We start from the raw sequence: 16,227 nt of genomic DNA on the forward strand, positions 1-16,227 counted from the left end.
AAGGCTCGTTTTCGAGCCTTTTTATTTTGTAAAAATAACGCGCTGTGATTTGTTATCCTTTTAATATCCTTTATAATCCGCAGCCGAAATCCAACGTTAGACAACTTCATATTCAGGTGCTTAATGACCGCGCAGCAATTTGATCCGAAACAAACAACCACATTAGAAACCGCCGAAAAAACATTAAAGCAAAATGTTCAAAACGGCTCATCACAATTAGCTGATGACAACAAACACAAAAAAGTGGGTTTTGTCAGCTTAGGCTGCCCTAAAAATTTGGTTGATTCAGAACGAATTTTAACGCAATTGCGCACTGAAGGTTATGAAGTTGTGCCAAGCTATGATGATGCAGGCATCGTTATCGTCAATACCTGTGGCTTTATCGACTCTGCGGTCCAAGAATCACTGGATACCATTGGTGAAGCATTAAAAGAAAACGGTAAGGTTCTAGTAACCGGTTGTCTAGGTGCAAAAGAAGATGAAATCAAAGAAGTTCATCCTGGCGTATTAGGCATAACAGGCCCGCATGCATATGAAAATGTTATGCAGCAAGTGCATCAACACTTACCTAAACCCGAGCATGACCCTTATATGCAATTAGTACCCGATACGGGGATAAAGTTAACACCTAAACACTATGCATATTTAAAAATATCTGAAGGTTGCAATCACAGATGTACCTTTTGCATCATTCCATCGATGCGCGGTGATTTAGATTCAAGACCCATTGCCGAAGTGCTCAACGAAGCAAAACGCTTAAAAGATGCAGGTGTCAAAGAATTATTGGTGATCTCGCAAGACACATCCGCCTATGGCGTAGATTTGAAAAACAAAACCGAGTTTTGGGACGGCATGCCGTTAAAAGCGAACTTTAAAACCTTATGCGAACAACTCAATAAATTAGGAATTTGGGCACGTTTGCACTATGTCTACCCCTACCCGCATGTTGATGACATTGTCCCCATGATGGCCGAAGGTAAATTGTTGCCGTATTTAGATATTCCATTTCAGCATGCAAGCAAACGTATTCTAAAATTAATGAAGCGGCCGGGCAATGTAGATAAAACCTTAGAGCGCATTCAAAAATGGCGTGAAATCTGCCCCGAATTGGTTATTCGTTCAACCTTTATCGTTGGCTTCCCAGGGGAAACCGACGCAGAATTTGAAGAGCTCCTCGAATTTTTAGAAACAGCTCAATTAGACAGAGTAGGCTGTTTTAAATACTCACCCGTTGAAGGCGCAGCTGCGAATGATTTACCGGATCAAGTATCCGAAGAAATCAAAGAAGAAAGATTCCATCGTTTTATGAGCCTGCAACAACAAATCAGTGAAAAGCGATTAGCACAACGCGTTGGCAAGGTTTATCAAATACTAATTGATGAAGTCGATGAAGAAGGAGCAATTGGCCGCTGTTTTGCCGACGCGCCTGAAATCGATGGTGTAGTTTACTTAAATGACGATACCGAGTTAAAAGCAGGTGATTTAGTTGAGGCTAAAATTATCGCATCAGATGAATATGATTTATGGGCTGAGCGCGTTTAAGCGCTCACTTTATCCCTGACTTTATCCCTGACTTTATCTCTTACTTTATCTCTTACTTTATCTCTGACTTTATCTCTTACTTTAACCACTGATTTACGGGCGAATTTATGCTTCAACTTGGTGTTTCGCCACTGTATTTTCCGCAACTTCACTTAATAACTGCCCACGCCACCCCGTCAATAACTCAGGTTGGCTATCCCGGCTCCAGCTACTCACTTGCCAAACATAAGAAATATATTGATTTATCATTCTTTTAGAAGCGAGAATATCCGGATTTAACTGTTTGCTTTTAGCCACTTCAGAAAATGCATGTTTCAAATCAGTATAGATTTTTTTATAACCTGTAATTTCTGCCACGCGCTTAATTTTTGGCGGACAATCTTCCAGCGGGACGGCTTTTCCGCGCTCGATACACTCGAGCAAGGCCTTACCATGGCGTTTTACTTCCATATGGTGAATACCTGGCACATTAGCCATGCTTTTAATATTGCTAGGCCTACGTTGAGCTAACGCAATTAAACTGCGCTCGTGCACAACAAAGTTGACTGCTAGATTTCTTTGCACTGCATGTTTCAAACGCCAAGCGATTAATTCTTTTAAAATTGCAAGTTCACGCGGGCTTAACTGCCAGGCACTTTTAACGTCACGCCACGCCAGTTGAGGTTGGATAGTTTCAAAACGCTTTTCAATCAAACTATTCGTGTCGGCCAACACTAACTCTGTTACTTGTCGCTGCGCCATAGTAGCCACTTGTTTTTGGTAAACATCCAATAAATATCGTACATCATCTGCCGCATATTCTAGCTGCTGCGGACTCAGTGGCCTGTTTAACCAATTGGTACGCGCATGTCCTTTATCTAACTTAACCCCACAATATTCTTCAATTAAAGCAGCAAGGCCAATAGCCGGTTTATCGGCAATAAAAGCATGTGCTATTTGTGTATCATGAAACGCGACCGGCTTAACATTCAGTGCAACTTTAATCACTTCAATATCTTCACCACACGAATGAATAACTTTAACTGTGTCCGGATCCGTTAAGAGGGTTTGCAACGGTGTCCAGTTTGAGATTTCCAACGGATCAACCAAATATATGTCCTGACCATCAGACAATTGCACCAATCCTAATGCTGGATAGTAAGTTCGCTCACGCACAAACTCTGTATCCAACGCAATGGCATTAGATTGGCTTAAGATCTCGCAGCAACGCTGCAAACTGGTATTATCGTTAATAAATTCCACAATATCCCTTTTTTTGGGTGGGTGTTATCAGCAGATCATACCAGTTATTGTCAATAAGCTGAATGAATCAGTCAGTTGTTTTAGTCGCTTTTTTCAACGCATCTAATAAATTGGGGGGGATCTTTTTAAAAGTCAGCGTTTGCGTATGTGCATTAAACTCAATTTTATCACCCAATAACTCACGCCCAAATGAGATACTGATGCCGCCGCCCTGACCAAAAAACTTTTGCATTGATTTTGTAGCTGATGCATATACAGGGCAAGCTTCAGTGAAATCTTCAGCTTCGGCTGCATGCTCATAAAAACCAGTTAAACCGGTTTTTTCTTCAATCTCTTCGGCTAAGTCTTTCACTTGCATAAACTCACCGCTTTGCGCTGCCGCTTTCATTGAGTTCACGGATATATCGCGCACCGCTTTTTTGGTTTCTTCATCTTGCGAGCTAACGTCTATAAAGCTCTCAACACTTTCAACCAATTGCTCTGTCGCCTCTTTGGCATTTAGTTTTTCTTCGATGGCAAAAGCTTCCGCCATAAAATCACCTATTTTACGCCCGACCCGCCCCTTGATATATCCAATACTTCTTGCCGAATCGGGATTAATAGATAACTCACTTAAATCAACTTGTACTGCCAAAGAAATGTTGGCAATGTCTAAAGACTGCGAGCGCTGAGGACTGATGGCCTCGCTTAGCTGAACCGATTCTTTCACGCCTAACAGGGTTGTTAATAAATAATCAGTCGCTAAATGATGATAATGCGCGACCACTAAGATGGTTTCAGCTGGCAATGTTTCGGCCGTCAACCCTTCGAGCATTCTGCTTGCAACGGTATCGGCAATCTCCTGCACATCTGACTTTGCTTCAATTAGCGCCAAAACAGGCGAATCACTGGCAAAAGCACAATATTGTTTTTGTCCTTTTTTAGTAAAAGAAGAATGCAATTGTTCTGCTAAAAACAGCGCATTTTCTCCGCTCACCTGACTACAGCTTTGTAACTGTAAAGACAAGCTTTCTTGATTTAAACGATAACGATTAAAATATAATGTTGCACTGGAGACTGTCATAGGTTCCTGTTTATTCACTAAGTTGGCACGATAAATATTTTTTGCTGTTTCTTTGCAGCATAATTAAATACGAATGGTATAATCCAGCCGTTAATGATAGCAAGGCATATTTCATTTTAACCAGCGCTTCCACTCGGTATCGTTCATTTTAGTGTTATTAGGCACACAAAATAAACGCTTCCAAACTATGATATAAAATTTGAAAAGAGATATTCACATACTATGGTGCAAACGAGTAAATATTCTGACGAACAATTAAACCAAGCCATTACAGCGTTAAAAGTTGCGTTAGAATCACAAAAGTTACCGAAAGATTTAACCCTGATGGCTTTAGGAATGACAACGGCCGATGTGATAAAGCATAACTTTGCACCCGAAACACAAAGCAAGGTCGCGGAAAACTTTGCTAAGGCATTAAAAGATTCAGTGAAAGGATAAATCACTCTATGCTGTTAAACAGTGCGAGCCAACAAAAATCTAAGCTATATTCATGGGGCCACTGGTTTGGTTTAACCAATATGCTGGCCGGCCTATTTTTATTTTTTATCTATTGGTTTGCCCAACCTTTACCCGCTACGGGTTTAGGTGTGCTGTACATGGTAATCTATTCGATTGGACACGCGGGCTTTTTGTTTTTTGTCGGTCACCTATTACTGGTTTTTCCTTTTACCATGCTCAACAAACCAAACTGGGTAAAACCCTGGGCGGCTTTTGTTGCAGCACTAGGATTAACCTTACTGTTTATCGATGCGCTGGTCTATTCTGCTTACGGTTACCATATTAACCTCTTGTCTGTTGACTATATTCAGAACGATTTTCAATTATTAACACAAGCCTTACCCGCCGGTTTTAAGGCTGCTTTGCTGTTGGTTTTTATTGCCGTATTTTCAGTTGAATTAGTATTGGCCAACTCTTTGTGGCGTAGCCTGGATAAATACCGAAAATGGTTTTTGCGCAGCCGCGTCATTCCATTTGTGATTGTTTGTTTTTTAATGGGTCATTTAGCGCATATCTGGGCAGATTTAACTTTATACAAGCCGATAACACGATTAGATAATCAACTACCCCTGTCGCATCCAATGACAGCTAAAACCATACTTAGCCAATCTGGTTTAGTTGATTTGGATGAATATAAGCAGAAAAAACAGTTTAGCTTTGATGTTTCCAGTTTTAGTTTAGATGTACCTAACTTCCAATTCAGCTGTTTTGCACCGACTAAATCATTGTCTATCGATGTGATTTACAGCACATATTTAAACGCAGAACAAATCACCAGCGAACTGGAATCATTAAATAGTAAATTTACCAGCACACAACATTGGGCACCGTTAGCACTTGACGACAGTATGTTTGAAATTATCAGCGGGTTACCTGCCATCTATAACAACAGCTTTGCGGGCTCGCCAAATGTATTAGACTCTGCACTGTTAAGCACCAGTACGAGTTTAACTTTTACAAACATTCCAGCTGCTACACAAAAATCACTGCCTGAATTTGAGGCCGGCTACCGAATCAGTGACAGTCAACTGAATGTTTCGCTATATAAAATTGACAATCTCTCTCAATTATCAGAATTAGCAACAGGAGATGATTATAAAATTATTGCTGTGCTGCCCACTAATGCACAACAATATGGCCAATTATTAGTCTTAGGTGATCTAGTTTCTTTACCCGATGTAACAAGTAATCTGGATATCATGCCAACTATTTTAGAAGGATGGTTGTCTTGTTCATTTCCAGCTGATTATGGCAAATTTGGCCATAATCTATTTTCGGTACCGGTAAAAGCCAATTGGTTGGTCAGCGCGGATGCCGAAAGTATTTATGTCTGGCATAAAGGCTCTACCACCAAGATCACTGGCGATGCTCAAATGACCAGCACGCAAATGCTAACACAACAAACTGTAGAGCCGCCCAGTAATGCAACGCTTATCCGAGCAATTCACTTTTTAAAGCGCAATCTGGTCAATAAATAACCGTTCAAAAGGAATCTGCAAAAAATTAAAGCTAAATGGTTGCAATCATTTAGCTTTTGATTATGATTGTCGCCCTCGGTCGGATTGTAGCGCAGCCTGGTAGCGCACTGTCATGGGGTGTCAGGGGTCGGAGGTTCGAATCCTCTCAATCCGACCAATTAATTTCTTGTTTCATTAAATAGCTTGCAAAAACAACACTTGTAAGTAACACCCAACTTATTCGCACCTATTTCGCACCTATAATCTCTTTTTAATTGTTTTGACGACAACCACTTTACTTTGACTTTTTCCCTATATCCAAACGGGTAATTGTAACTGCACCTCACCTTTCGTGAACCTATAAATAACGTACACAATTTGAGCTTTGTGGTGAGTAGGTTTAAATGAATAAATGAAATTGAGATGACTAATTTGAAATTCATAGAACGAAGTAGTTAAAACTGTACCGAAGTACAGTATATTTAGTTAACGAGTTCATCTACGATTTCCCTTGTCAGCCCTTTCAGCTGGCATAGTTATAGGGGCAATGGCTATAGGGAGAGCATATACCACGAACCCAGCTTTTAGAAGTGCGGTAAATACGTTCAATGATTTTTTTTCCTAAATCAAGAAATAAGTTAAACATGATTAATACGCTTTATATTATCCTTTGTTTTCTTGCGGGTGCCTTTTTTAACGCCCTTTATACTCCTCCCAATCCTAAAATTCTCACTTGGCGTCTCATCTATTTTGTAGCTAATTTGTTTAAAGCATTGAACCTTACTTACCTTTAGACTATCATTATTGTCAACAATCAACCAAAATCAAACGAGTTGTTAACTTAAACATAAGTCATTCTCAAAACTATGTGAGATACCGTCAACCGTCATGCTTGTTAGATAAAAGGTTTAATCGTATTTATGAATAAAATAATTTTTGCCTGTATGTTGATTATAAGCTCTATGGCTTCAGCAAATACCACATACACCCTACAAGCATCCTTTGACGGCGATACAAAAGACAGTTACGAATACCAGGTACTAAAACTGGCTTTGGATAAAACCATTGACGATTATGGTAGTTACCAGTTAGATATAACAGCCACCGCCGTGCCGCCCAGCCGATATATAGTTGAAGCGAATGCCAATAGCCATACAAATTTTATTTTTGTCAATAGTGTCAGCGAGGATGCTCTAACACAATTGTCCTACGCAAAGTTTCCAGTCCTACTGGGTATTGTTGGCTATAGGGTTCCATTGGTTTCTAGTAGTTTAAAATCTCGTGGTTACCGCATATCTAATCGGCAAGAATTAATGAATTTTTCAATGATTCAAGGCAAAGGCTGGTTGGATACAGATATACTAAAAGATAACGGTTTTACCGTATACTCAGGTAAATTTGTCGAAGGTCTATTCCATATGGTTGCAAATGAAAGAGGCGACTTTTTCCCAATTGGGGCTTCTCAAATATCCAGTGCGCTCGAAAACTTCAGTCACGTTGATGGGTTAGCAATTGATGACCAAGTAATGCTCTACTACCCACTTCCCCGTTTTTTCTTTATGGGTGCTTCACATCAAGCAAAAATCAAACGTATCGAATATGGTTTAATTAAAGCGTATCAGGATAAAAGTTTGCAAATATTGTGGAACAAACACTTCAAACAAGCTCTAGATGCGATTAACATTTCTGACCGCAAGCTATTTAAATTCAGAAACAACTACATTAACGGGGTTGATACAAGTTATGAAAAATACGTGTTTGATCCCTTTGCTCAGGATAATTAATTTAGATTTATATTTCTCACTTTTTGGTTTCTTTTATATACTCTAAACAACTATTTAGAGAAACCAGAATGGATCTATGGCATTACAGCACCGGACAGCTTTACTGATAATCGTTTTGCCTTTGCTATTACCCAATTGGCTATCTGCCAATACACTGACTGTTTTAAATTGGCCTGACTATCTTTCAGATACGCTTATCAAGCAGTTTGAAAAGCGCGAAAATGCCAAGCTCAAATTTGTATACTATGATTCAGACGACGCGCGCGACAAACTTTTAAACCTAAATAATGCACAGGGATACGATATTATCGTAACCAGTCGAGTGCGCATTGATATGTATGTAGAGCAAAACTGGCTACTCAAACTCGATAAAAAACAGCTGCCAAACACTAAATATATAAAATTTTCTTGGTTTGAATTTGCCAATAAAAATGGTTTTTATTGTGTACCCTACACTTGGGGCACTACGGGTATTTTGTACAATGCGCAAAAAATCCCGTCCCCGCCACAAACTTGGGCTGAATTTTTCAACCAAACAAACCGTTACTCAAAAAAAATACGCCTCCTCAACGACTCTCGAACCTTATTGCCGATGGCATTGATTGCGTTGGGATATGACAGTCACTCCAACGACAAAAATAACATCAAACAGGCGACTGAGCTGTTATACCGCCAACTTCCCAATATACATAGTTTTTCAGCACTCAATTTAGATAGAAGTAGCTTATTTTTAAATGACAGCATTTGGATCAGCATGGCATATAACGGAGATGCAGAGTATTTACAAAAACAAAAGCCAGAGTTACGTTTTATCCAACCGAGTGATGGTACAAATATTTGGCTAGATTGCTTAACGATCAGTGCCAAAAGCAGTGATCCACAGTTAGCATATCGATTTATAAACTTTTTACATGCACCAGAAAACGCGGCTAAAACGTCGTCCGATTTACGTTATGCAACGACGAACGAACAAGCCATAAAACACCTGCCAAATGAAATAAAAAATAATCGCATAATCTACCCAGCTATAGACAAACTCGACAATGCAAAGTTAACACGAAAATTACCGCCCGCAACCGAACGCTATTTCCATACCGCTTATAAACAATTGCTATTTGCCCACAAAAAGTTGAACGAGGTAGAGAAATGAAACTCAGGCAAAAAATATTGCTGGTTATCGTTTTGTTTATCGCCTGCCCAATGACTGTAATTGGTTTATTTACCTACAACATTAGCCTAGATAACAAACAGGCCCAGGTTGAACATAGTATTAACAGTCAAATTCAGCAACAAGCGTTTGCGCTGGAGCATTTCTTTAAAGATGTGAACTCCTCCTTACAACTTCTAAAACAAGATGAGATTTTGTTAGAGTACATAGCACGCTCTGAAGAAGGAGAAAGATATAGTATCTTGCTGCCGCAATTACTGGATATGTTCAGTCGTTACGCAACAGCCTATGAACGTATAGAAGAGATACAACTCGTCACTAAAAATGGTTTTTTAGATGCGCATTTTTCTACCCAATTTACCAATCTGGTTAATGATTGGTTGCATGATGAACCTTGGTTTGAACAACTTGAGCAACCTTTGTCACAAACATTTTATTACATTGACCCAGTTAATAACCACCGCAAACTATTTGCCACCACGCCATTATATAACAGCTTAAGCAATCGTCCGTTTTTGTGGGGCTACTTGCTGTTAAAAATAAACCCTGAGAGAGTCGACAAGTTAATTCAAAAATCACCTAGCCAAGACGGTATTAACCTGTTAGTTAACGCACAAGGGCTTGTGGTCAGCAGTAATAAAGCGAACAACCTGAACCTGACATTACCTGAATTTGTCCGCAACGAATTAATAAATAACAAAGGTGATGGAAAATTTAGTGAGATATTTTTCAACAATCAAGATATGTCTTTTACGACCTACGATGTTGCCGACAATTTCAAACTCATTGCGGGTGCTTCTTTAGCTGATATAACCGCCGATAACCAAAAATTACCTTACATCATATTAGCCATATTGCTGACAACTATGCTGATTTCCAGTTGGCTCGTTTTCATCTTAATTGAAAGGATGATACTTAAACCCATCGCAAAATTAAACATGGCCAGTAAGGCAATTGGCTCTGGCAAACTTTCTTTTCGCCTGCCTGCTAAACAAGATGATGAAATCGGTCATTTGTTTGAATCCTTCAACCGCATGGTCAATTCGCTAAAACAAGCAAATAACAGTTTAGAAGACTACAAAGCACATCTAGAAGAAAAAGTTAAATCACGAACCTTAGCACTACAAACAACCAACAATGAGTTACGTGAAGCGCGGAATATTGCAGAACAAGCCAACGCATTAAAAAGCCGTTTTTTAGCCAATATGAGCCATGAATTTAGAACCCCTTTAACGGCTATCTGTGGCTTTACCGAACAAGCCCTGCTAAATATCGATGACAAAGCGCTGACCCATCAGTTATTAGATAAGGTGCTAAATAATAGCCAACATTTACGATCGCTGATTAGCGATGTGCTCGATTTATCGAAAATAGAGTCCGGTAAATTAGAGGTTGAATTAATCCCTTCATCTTTACCTGAAATCTTATCTTCGGTGGTGCAAATTGCTGAATCTATGTGCCAACAAAAATCACTCACCTTTGAACAAAAAATGGATAAACTGCTGCCTTTGCAATTTGTTACTGACCCAACAAGGTTGCGGCAAATATTGATAAACTTAATAGCAAACGCCGTTAAATTTACCCATTCTGGCTTTGTTAAATTATCAGTGCATTATATATTAAAAAAACAGCAGCTTACTTTTGTAGTCGAAGACTCTGGAATCGGCATATCACCAGAAGCCAAAAAGAAACTATTTAAACCTTTTGTGCAAGCAGATTTAAGTACCACGAGAAATTATGGCGGCACCGGGCTAGGTTTGGCATTAAGCCAATCTTTGGCACAGTGTCTAAACGGTAATATCTCTGTCGCAAGCGAATTAGGTATAGGGGCAAAATTCACGCTGCAGATAACTCTGCCAGACAGCACTCTGCAACTTGGAAAAATTGAAGAATTAAAGACCTATGAATTACAAAAACAAAAAACTTTAAACCTGCAGAACGCACATATACTATTAGTAGAAGATAACTTAGACAATCAAAGTTTATTAAAACTAATGCTCAACCGGACAGGTGCCATTTTAGATATTGCGAATAATGGTCAAGAAGCGGTTGAGCAAAATTTAATTGCTGACTATGATTTGATTTTAATGGATATGCAAATGCCAGTGATGGGTGGTTTAGAGGCTGTACACTTGATTAGACAAACCGGTTTTGAGGGTATCATTATTGCGCTAACGGCCAATGTGATGGATGCTGAAATCGACGAATACATAAAAAATGGCTGTGATACTTTTATTGCAAAGCCGATAGATAGCAAAATCTTATACCAAACATTGGCAGATTATTTGTTAGATAACAATGAAGCGGAAAATGCCATAGATTTTGAGGCAATAGAAGAACAAATAAACAACAGTGAAGAAATAAAAAGTTTACGGGAAAACTTCACCCGCTCATTACCGGATATATTGGCACAAATAGAGCAAGCTGCCACAGCTAAAAACTACCAAGACGTCGCCATTAGCGCACATACTTTAAAAGGTAATAGCAAGACCCTAGGTTGGCCAACTTTATCCCCTTCAGCTGCTATTATTGAAAAAGCGGCACAACAACAAGACAATAGTTTAATCATAAACGAACTAAATAAGCTACGCGATTTATTACAAAATGGTAACAAGGAATCCTGATGAATAGTAAAAGTAGAATGGCACCATTGCGCGGTGAAAAAGTATTAATCGTAGATGACTCGCGAATTATGCGCGATTATTTAAGACAAATGCTACTTGAACTCGGGTTTAACAGCTTTGTAGAAGCAGATAGCGCGGTCGACACCTATAAAAGGTATGAAATAGACAAACCGGATATTGTATTTTTAGATATTGAATTGAATGAAGATGATGGTTTAATGGTATTTGAACGCTTATTGCAAAATGACCCTAAAGCCAATGTTGCGATAATCAGTGCCCACTCCACCATTGATAATGTAAAAAAAGCGATGGGGTTGGGTGCAAAGGGCTTTTTAGTAAAACCCTTTAATCCAAAGAAGCTCTTTATCACGCTTAAAAACATGGGGTGTGACTTTGTCCCAACGAGCCCGAAATAACAAGCGGGCTTTAAAACCAATCTTTAATCCAGTTTTTATCTAATTCGGAAAAGGCCAGTTTCAGCGCGTGCGCCATATCAAGATATTTGGGTTTGTGAGTTAAAGTTTGCACTTCAACCCCCTGCTCTAAAAGTCTGGATTCAATTTGATAGTACCAGTTTGCCAAAGAAACTGGCAGTACCTGTTGTGATCTTTTACCAAGCCAATAGTAGCCGTGCAACGGCATACTCAAAATTAAACAACAGAGTGCCAAAGACTGTGGAATAAACTGCTCACCCAAATAACTCACTTGTATAAAAAACGAAAGAATCGCTAATATAGGCAGTACTAAAACAGCAAATTGCGTCGCTTTAATAATACGGCATTCAGGAAAAACAGAAAAAAGCTGAGGCTTTAATGGCCATACTTTACTATAGCTATAGCCAGATATAAAAACTTTAATTAGATTGTTTGACATGCCATTGACCTCTCACACATCTAGGCTGTACTTTATATAATATGTCATCCTGCTTAAGGATCAAGTTGACTGCTACTATTTTCGAACTGAGACAGGTTTTCTTGCAGACGTACCTGCTCAATTGATTTAAATCGATTACTTATTTTGCTTGCTGATGTATGAATTTGTTTAACATCATTTGCAGCTTGATCAATATGACGAGAAAGCTGATCAAATCGCCCTTGAAAACGTGCAAAGTCTTCTCCTAAATGCACTAAGTGCTTCTGGATCGTATGTATGTGTGCTTTTGTTGCTTCATCTTTTAACACAGCTTTGGCTGTCGTCAATATGGCCATTAGGGTACTTGGCGATGTCAACCAAACTTTGTTTTGCCACGCAAACTCTACCACATCAGCATGATAAGCATGGATTTCAGCAAATATCGCCTCAGCAGGCAAAAACAAGATAGCACTTTCAGCGGTTTCTGGAGGGCAGATATAGCGGTTAGCTATATCTACAATATGCTTTTTAATATCTTGCTTAAACTGCCGTTCAATCAATTTTTTTTCACTGTCACTGATAGATTCAGCCGTTAGCTTACGAAAACTTTCAAGCGGAAACTTGGCGTCAATAACGATATTGCCCGTCGGTTTTGGCAACAGTAATTGGCAATCTGCGATCCTACCATTGCTTAATCTGGCTTGTTTTTTAAATTGATCGACCGCCATCACGTTTTCAATCAGTGAATAGAGCTGTACTTCGCCAAATGCACCGCGACTTCTTTTGTCGGTTAAAACATTTTGCAGACTTACGACATTACCTGACAATTCATTAATTTTTTTCTGTGCTTCATCAATTAAAGCCAAGCGCTGCAAAATATCGGAAAAAGTTTTAACGGTATTCTCAAAACCTTCTGCAAGTTTATCATTCATCCGTTGCGACATTTTGTCTAACCGGCTTTCAGTTAAGGCAGAAAGCTCTGACAGGCGTTTACTAACCGTTTCACCATGTTTATTAACCGCACTGGATAACTCTTGTCTGTGCTCTGCATGCTGTCGATTTAACTTATCCAGTAAATTAATTCGAGCTTCTGCTGAGTTTTGCTCATTTTTTTGGATTTGCGACAACAACTGGTTAAATTGTTGATTCTGACGGTGCTCGAGACTGGCAAAACTTTCGTGTTGCTGATTCATTAAAGATATTCTCAAGTCAGTTAATGCAGCTTGGATCTTATCTGCATCCTGCTGATTTTTATTTGTTCTATCTATTATTTTATGTAGTAGTCTGAAAACACCCAGTAACGATGTCAATAGCACGACCGCGAACGTCAATAAATAATAATGTATATCTGACACTTCACACCAAACAACTGTAAATATTTACAGTTAATTTAACACAAAAAATGTCAGATAAATAGTCTCTCATAAATGACAGAATATACCTTGATGCATTAAAAAAGGGTCATATCAATGACCCTTTTATGATTCTGGTTTTCACCGCTCAATTATAAAGACTTTGCGACTTCCCTATAAGATTCTTTAAATAACTCTAAACCTTCTTTTAGGATATCATCATTGATATTCAGCGCGACAAACAGCTTATTGACATGGCTTTCTGCGCCGCAAGTTTCACATATTAGGCCTTTTTCAAAAGCGGTTGCTGATACTTTGTCCGCAAAACCTTCAACTTTAGTTTCGATACCCAACACAAGGCCGCGACCACGAACATTCGTTTTTAAATTTGGAAATTCCTGTTGTAATTCATACAAGGCATCAAACATAATTTTTGATTTACGCTCAACTTCTTGTGTCAAAGAGTCATCCGACCAGTATTTATCAATTAATTGTTTGGCTGCAACAAATGCCAGCGAGTTACCTCGGAATGTACCGGTATGCTCACCCGGTGACCATGCATCCACTTCAGGATCAATCAATAGTACAGCCATTGGGTTACCGCCACCGATTGATTTTGATAAACAAACCAAATCTGGTTTTACACCCGCTTCTTCAAAGCTAAAGAACTTGCCGGTACGTCCGTTGCCAACCTGAATATCATCGACAATCAGTAACATATCAAATTCTTTACACAAGGCAGCCAGTTTCTGTAACCACTCTTTAGACGCGACATTGATACCACCTTCACCTTGCACTGTTTCTAAAATAACAGCGGCCGGTAACTCTAACCCTGAGCCTTTATCTTCTAAATAACGTCTAAATACATGTATTGTGTCAACATCACCTAAAAACCCATCAAACGGCATAAATGATACTGCACCACGCACACCGTAAGAGGCATCACGATAAGCTTCGTTACCGGTCGCGGATAATGCCCCCATAGTATGGCCATGATAGGCATTGGTAAAAGCAACAATATTGGCTCGGCCTTTTACCTGACGCGCTAGCTTCATCGCAGCTTCGGTACAGTTAGTACCGGTTGGGCCGGTAAACTGAAGTTTATAGTCATAACCTCTAGGCTTAAGAATCTTCTCAACAAAAGTTGTCATAAACTCTTGTTTCGCCACGGTAGCTTTGTCTAAACCGTGTGCGATGCGTCTGTCTTGTAAATATTTTATTTGCGCTTCTACGGCTTCATCAGGGTTGTGCCCGTAGTTTAACGTGCCAGCCCCTGCGAAAAAATCTACGTATCTTTTACCCTCATTATCAAATAATTCGGCACCTATGGCCTTATCAAAAATAGTTGGGAAAGATCGAATATATCCCCGTACCTCTGATTCATGTTTCTCAAAAATTTCCATGCAAGCTCCTTAATCACTTATTAAATTCTTTGGTACTTATACTTACCATACAGGATTTTGGTTCTTATTTTTAGGCCTAATGGTTTAACTGCTGCATATATACACAGTAAAACTGTAAACTAATCTAAATCTATCGTCACACCATCTAGTGAACCTGAACTATTTTGTTGGTTGCTTCTCAATTTTATTTTCAAACGCAAATCGTTTGGTGAATCCGCGTGATGCAGTGCATCAGCAAAGTTAATAATGCCTTTTTCATAGAGATCAAATAGAGCACTATCAAATGTTTGCATCCCCAGCTCTTTGGATTTTTCCATCACTTCTTTTAATCCACCCAACTCGTTGCGGGCGATTAAATCTGAGACCAAGGGTGAATTGAGCAGTATTTCGATTGCCGCGACTCGCCCCTGACCATCTCGTGTTGGCACTAATTGCTGCGCGACGATTGCTTTAAGGTTCAGCGAAAGATCGAACAATAGTTTGTCCTTCATATCTTTTGGAACCAGATGTAAAATGCGATCTATTGCCTGGTTTGCATTGTTCGCGTGCAATGTAGCCACACACAAATGCCCTGTTTCAGCAAAAGATAAGGCATATTCCATAATTTCAGCCGATCGAATTTCACCAATCATAATGACATCTGGAGCCTGTCGCAGCGAACTTTTCAGGGCTGCATCAAACGATTCGGTATCTACGCCTACTTCTCGCTGTGTAACGATTGACTTTTCGTGCTGATGAACAAACTCGATCGGATCTTCTATTGTTAAAATATGCCCTCGGCTGTTTCGATTTCGATATCCCATCAAAGCGGCTAATGCAGTCGATTTACCTGTACCTGTCGCCCCCACATACAGAAACAAACCACGTTTAGACATAATCGCTTCTTTTAGTACATTAGGTAAACCAAGTTGATCTGCATCCGGTATTTCAGTATTGATTTTACGAATCACCATTCCGGTGCGCTCTCGTTGAACAAAAGCATTACACCGAAACCGCCCGATACCTTCAACTGCAATAGCGTAATTACATTCTTTGGTTTGCAAAAATTCTTCTTTTTGCGCCGCCGTCATCGTATCTAAAACCATAGATTCACAGCGCGATTGATCTAACACGTCATTATCTAATGCGGTCATTTCTCCGTTTATTTTGGCACAAGCTGGTCTTCCAACCGTTAAAAATAAATCGGATGCGCCTTTTTGCGACATACTTTCTAAATAATGAAGAATTAACATAATAGTGTCC

At 39.4% G+C, this 16,227-nt stretch carries 13 protein-coding genes and 1 tRNA gene; 8 read left to right on the plus strand and 6 right to left on the minus strand.

Annotated elements, in window-relative coordinates:
* Positions 1 to 123 precede the first annotated feature (123 nt).
* Positions 124 to 1,542, plus strand: coding sequence for a 30S ribosomal protein S12 methylthiotransferase RimO (rimO, locus tag FNT16_RS17080; protein ID WP_143872724.1), 1,419 nt, complete (start codon positions 124 to 126; stop codon positions 1,540 to 1,542).
* 105 nt (positions 1,543 to 1,647) lie between these two features.
* Here rimO and rnd read toward each other — a convergent pair whose 3' ends face one another.
* Positions 1,648 to 2,784, minus strand: a complete 1,137-nt coding sequence (rnd, locus tag FNT16_RS17085) for a ribonuclease D (protein ID WP_143872725.1) — start codon at positions 2,782 to 2,784, stop codon at positions 1,648 to 1,650.
* A gap of 67 nt (positions 2,785 to 2,851) precedes the next feature.
* Positions 2,852 to 3,847 carry a nucleoid-associated protein gene (locus tag FNT16_RS17090; RefSeq protein ID WP_143872726.1) on the minus strand — a complete coding sequence of 332 codons (996 nt, stop codon included), beginning with the start codon at positions 3,845 to 3,847 and terminating at the stop codon, positions 2,852 to 2,854.
* Positions 3,848 to 4,069: 222 nt separating this feature from the next.
* Here FNT16_RS17090 and FNT16_RS17095 point away from each other — a divergent pair, with 222 nt between their 5' ends.
* The 7 genes from FNT16_RS17095 (at position 4,070) to FNT16_RS17125 (ending at position 11,794) form a co-directional block, all read left to right on the plus strand.
* Positions 4,070 to 4,285, plus strand: a complete 216-nt coding sequence (locus tag FNT16_RS17095; protein WP_143872727.1) for a DUF1414 domain-containing protein — start codon at positions 4,070 to 4,072, stop codon at positions 4,283 to 4,285.
* 8 nt (positions 4,286 to 4,293) lie between these two features.
* A complete protein-coding gene (locus FNT16_RS17100) occupies positions 4,294 to 5,823 on the plus strand; it encodes a DUF3413 domain-containing protein (protein ID WP_143872728.1) in 1,530 nt (509 codons plus the stop codon).
* An 80-nt stretch (positions 5,824 to 5,903) separates the two neighbouring features.
* Positions 5,904 to 5,980, plus strand: a tRNA-Pro gene (locus FNT16_RS17105).
* A 742-nt stretch (positions 5,981 to 6,722) separates the two neighbouring features.
* Complete coding sequence (locus tag FNT16_RS17110; protein ID WP_143872729.1) at positions 6,723 to 7,586, plus strand: hypothetical protein; 864 nt, start codon at positions 6,723 to 6,725, stop codon at positions 7,584 to 7,586.
* A gap of 76 nt (positions 7,587 to 7,662) precedes the next feature.
* Complete coding sequence (locus FNT16_RS17115) at positions 7,663 to 8,736, plus strand: polyamine ABC transporter substrate-binding protein (RefSeq protein ID WP_143872730.1); 1,074 nt, start codon at positions 7,663 to 7,665, stop codon at positions 8,734 to 8,736.
* A complete protein-coding gene (locus FNT16_RS17120) occupies positions 8,733 to 11,378 on the plus strand; it encodes a hybrid sensor histidine kinase/response regulator (protein WP_143872731.1) in 2,646 nt (881 codons plus the stop codon). The genes FNT16_RS17115 and FNT16_RS17120 overlap by 4 nt, the downstream gene beginning before the upstream one ends.
* A complete protein-coding gene (locus FNT16_RS17125; protein WP_246072267.1) occupies positions 11,378 to 11,794 on the plus strand; it encodes a response regulator in 417 nt (138 codons plus the stop codon). The genes FNT16_RS17120 and FNT16_RS17125 overlap by 1 nt, the downstream gene beginning before the upstream one ends.
* 10 nt (positions 11,795 to 11,804) lie before the next feature.
* On the opposite strand, the gene yfbV is transcribed toward FNT16_RS17125, so the two are convergent.
* From yfbV to FNT16_RS17145, 4 genes are all read right to left on the minus strand, one after another.
* A complete protein-coding gene (yfbV, locus tag FNT16_RS17130; RefSeq protein WP_143872732.1) occupies positions 11,805 to 12,251 on the minus strand; it encodes a terminus macrodomain insulation protein YfbV in 447 nt (148 codons plus the stop codon).
* Between the two features lie 53 nt (positions 12,252 to 12,304).
* Entirely contained in the window at positions 12,305 to 13,585 is a 1,281-nt protein-coding gene (locus FNT16_RS17135) for a DNA recombination protein RmuC (RefSeq protein ID WP_246072269.1), read from the minus strand.
* 149 nt (positions 13,586 to 13,734) lie between these two features.
* Positions 13,735 to 14,985 (minus strand): diaminobutyrate--2-oxoglutarate transaminase, encoded by a 1,251-nt coding sequence (ectB, locus tag FNT16_RS17140; RefSeq protein WP_143872733.1) that lies wholly within the window; start codon positions 14,983 to 14,985, stop codon positions 13,735 to 13,737.
* Positions 14,986 to 15,104: 119 nt separating this feature from the next.
* Positions 15,105 to 16,217, minus strand: coding sequence for a PilT/PilU family type 4a pilus ATPase (locus FNT16_RS17145; protein WP_143872734.1), 1,113 nt, complete (start codon positions 16,215 to 16,217; stop codon positions 15,105 to 15,107).
* Positions 16,218 to 16,227 lie beyond the last annotated feature (10 nt).

The organism is Catenovulum sediminis (genome assembly GCF_007289895.1).
GTDB classification, from domain to species: domain Bacteria; phylum Pseudomonadota; class Gammaproteobacteria; order Enterobacterales; family Alteromonadaceae; genus Catenovulum; species Catenovulum sediminis.

Excerpts from the sequence above, each read along its gene's own strand:
- FNT16_RS17100 (WP_143872728.1), top strand. The coding sequence starts at position 4,294 with ATGCTGTTAAACAGTGCGAGCCAACAAAAATCTAAGCTATATTCATGG.
- FNT16_RS17145 (WP_143872734.1), bottom strand. The coding sequence starts at position 16,217 with ATGTTAATTCTTCATTATTTAGAAAGTATGTCGCAAAAAGGCGCATCC.
- FNT16_RS17110 (WP_143872729.1), top strand. The coding sequence starts at position 6,723 with ATGAATAAAATAATTTTTGCCTGTATGTTGATTATAAGCTCTATGGCT.
- FNT16_RS17095 (WP_143872727.1), top strand. The coding sequence starts at position 4,070 with ATGGTGCAAACGAGTAAATATTCTGACGAACAATTAAACCAAGCCATT.
- FNT16_RS17125 (WP_246072267.1), top strand. The coding sequence starts at position 11,378 with ATGAATAGTAAAAGTAGAATGGCACCATTGCGCGGTGAAAAAGTATTA.
- yfbV (WP_143872732.1), bottom strand. The coding sequence starts at position 12,251 with ATGTCAAACAATCTAATTAAAGTTTTTATATCTGGCTATAGCTATAGT.
- FNT16_RS17115 (WP_143872730.1), top strand. The coding sequence starts at position 7,663 with ATGGCATTACAGCACCGGACAGCTTTACTGATAATCGTTTTGCCTTTG.
- FNT16_RS17090 (WP_143872726.1), bottom strand. The coding sequence starts at position 3,847 with ATGACAGTCTCCAGTGCAACATTATATTTTAATCGTTATCGTTTAAAT.
- FNT16_RS17120 (WP_143872731.1), top strand. The coding sequence starts at position 8,733 with ATGAAACTCAGGCAAAAAATATTGCTGGTTATCGTTTTGTTTATCGCC.
- ectB (WP_143872733.1), bottom strand. The coding sequence starts at position 14,985 with ATGGAAATTTTTGAGAAACATGAATCAGAGGTACGGGGATATATTCGA.
- rimO (WP_143872724.1), top strand. The coding sequence starts at position 124 with ATGACCGCGCAGCAATTTGATCCGAAACAAACAACCACATTAGAAACC.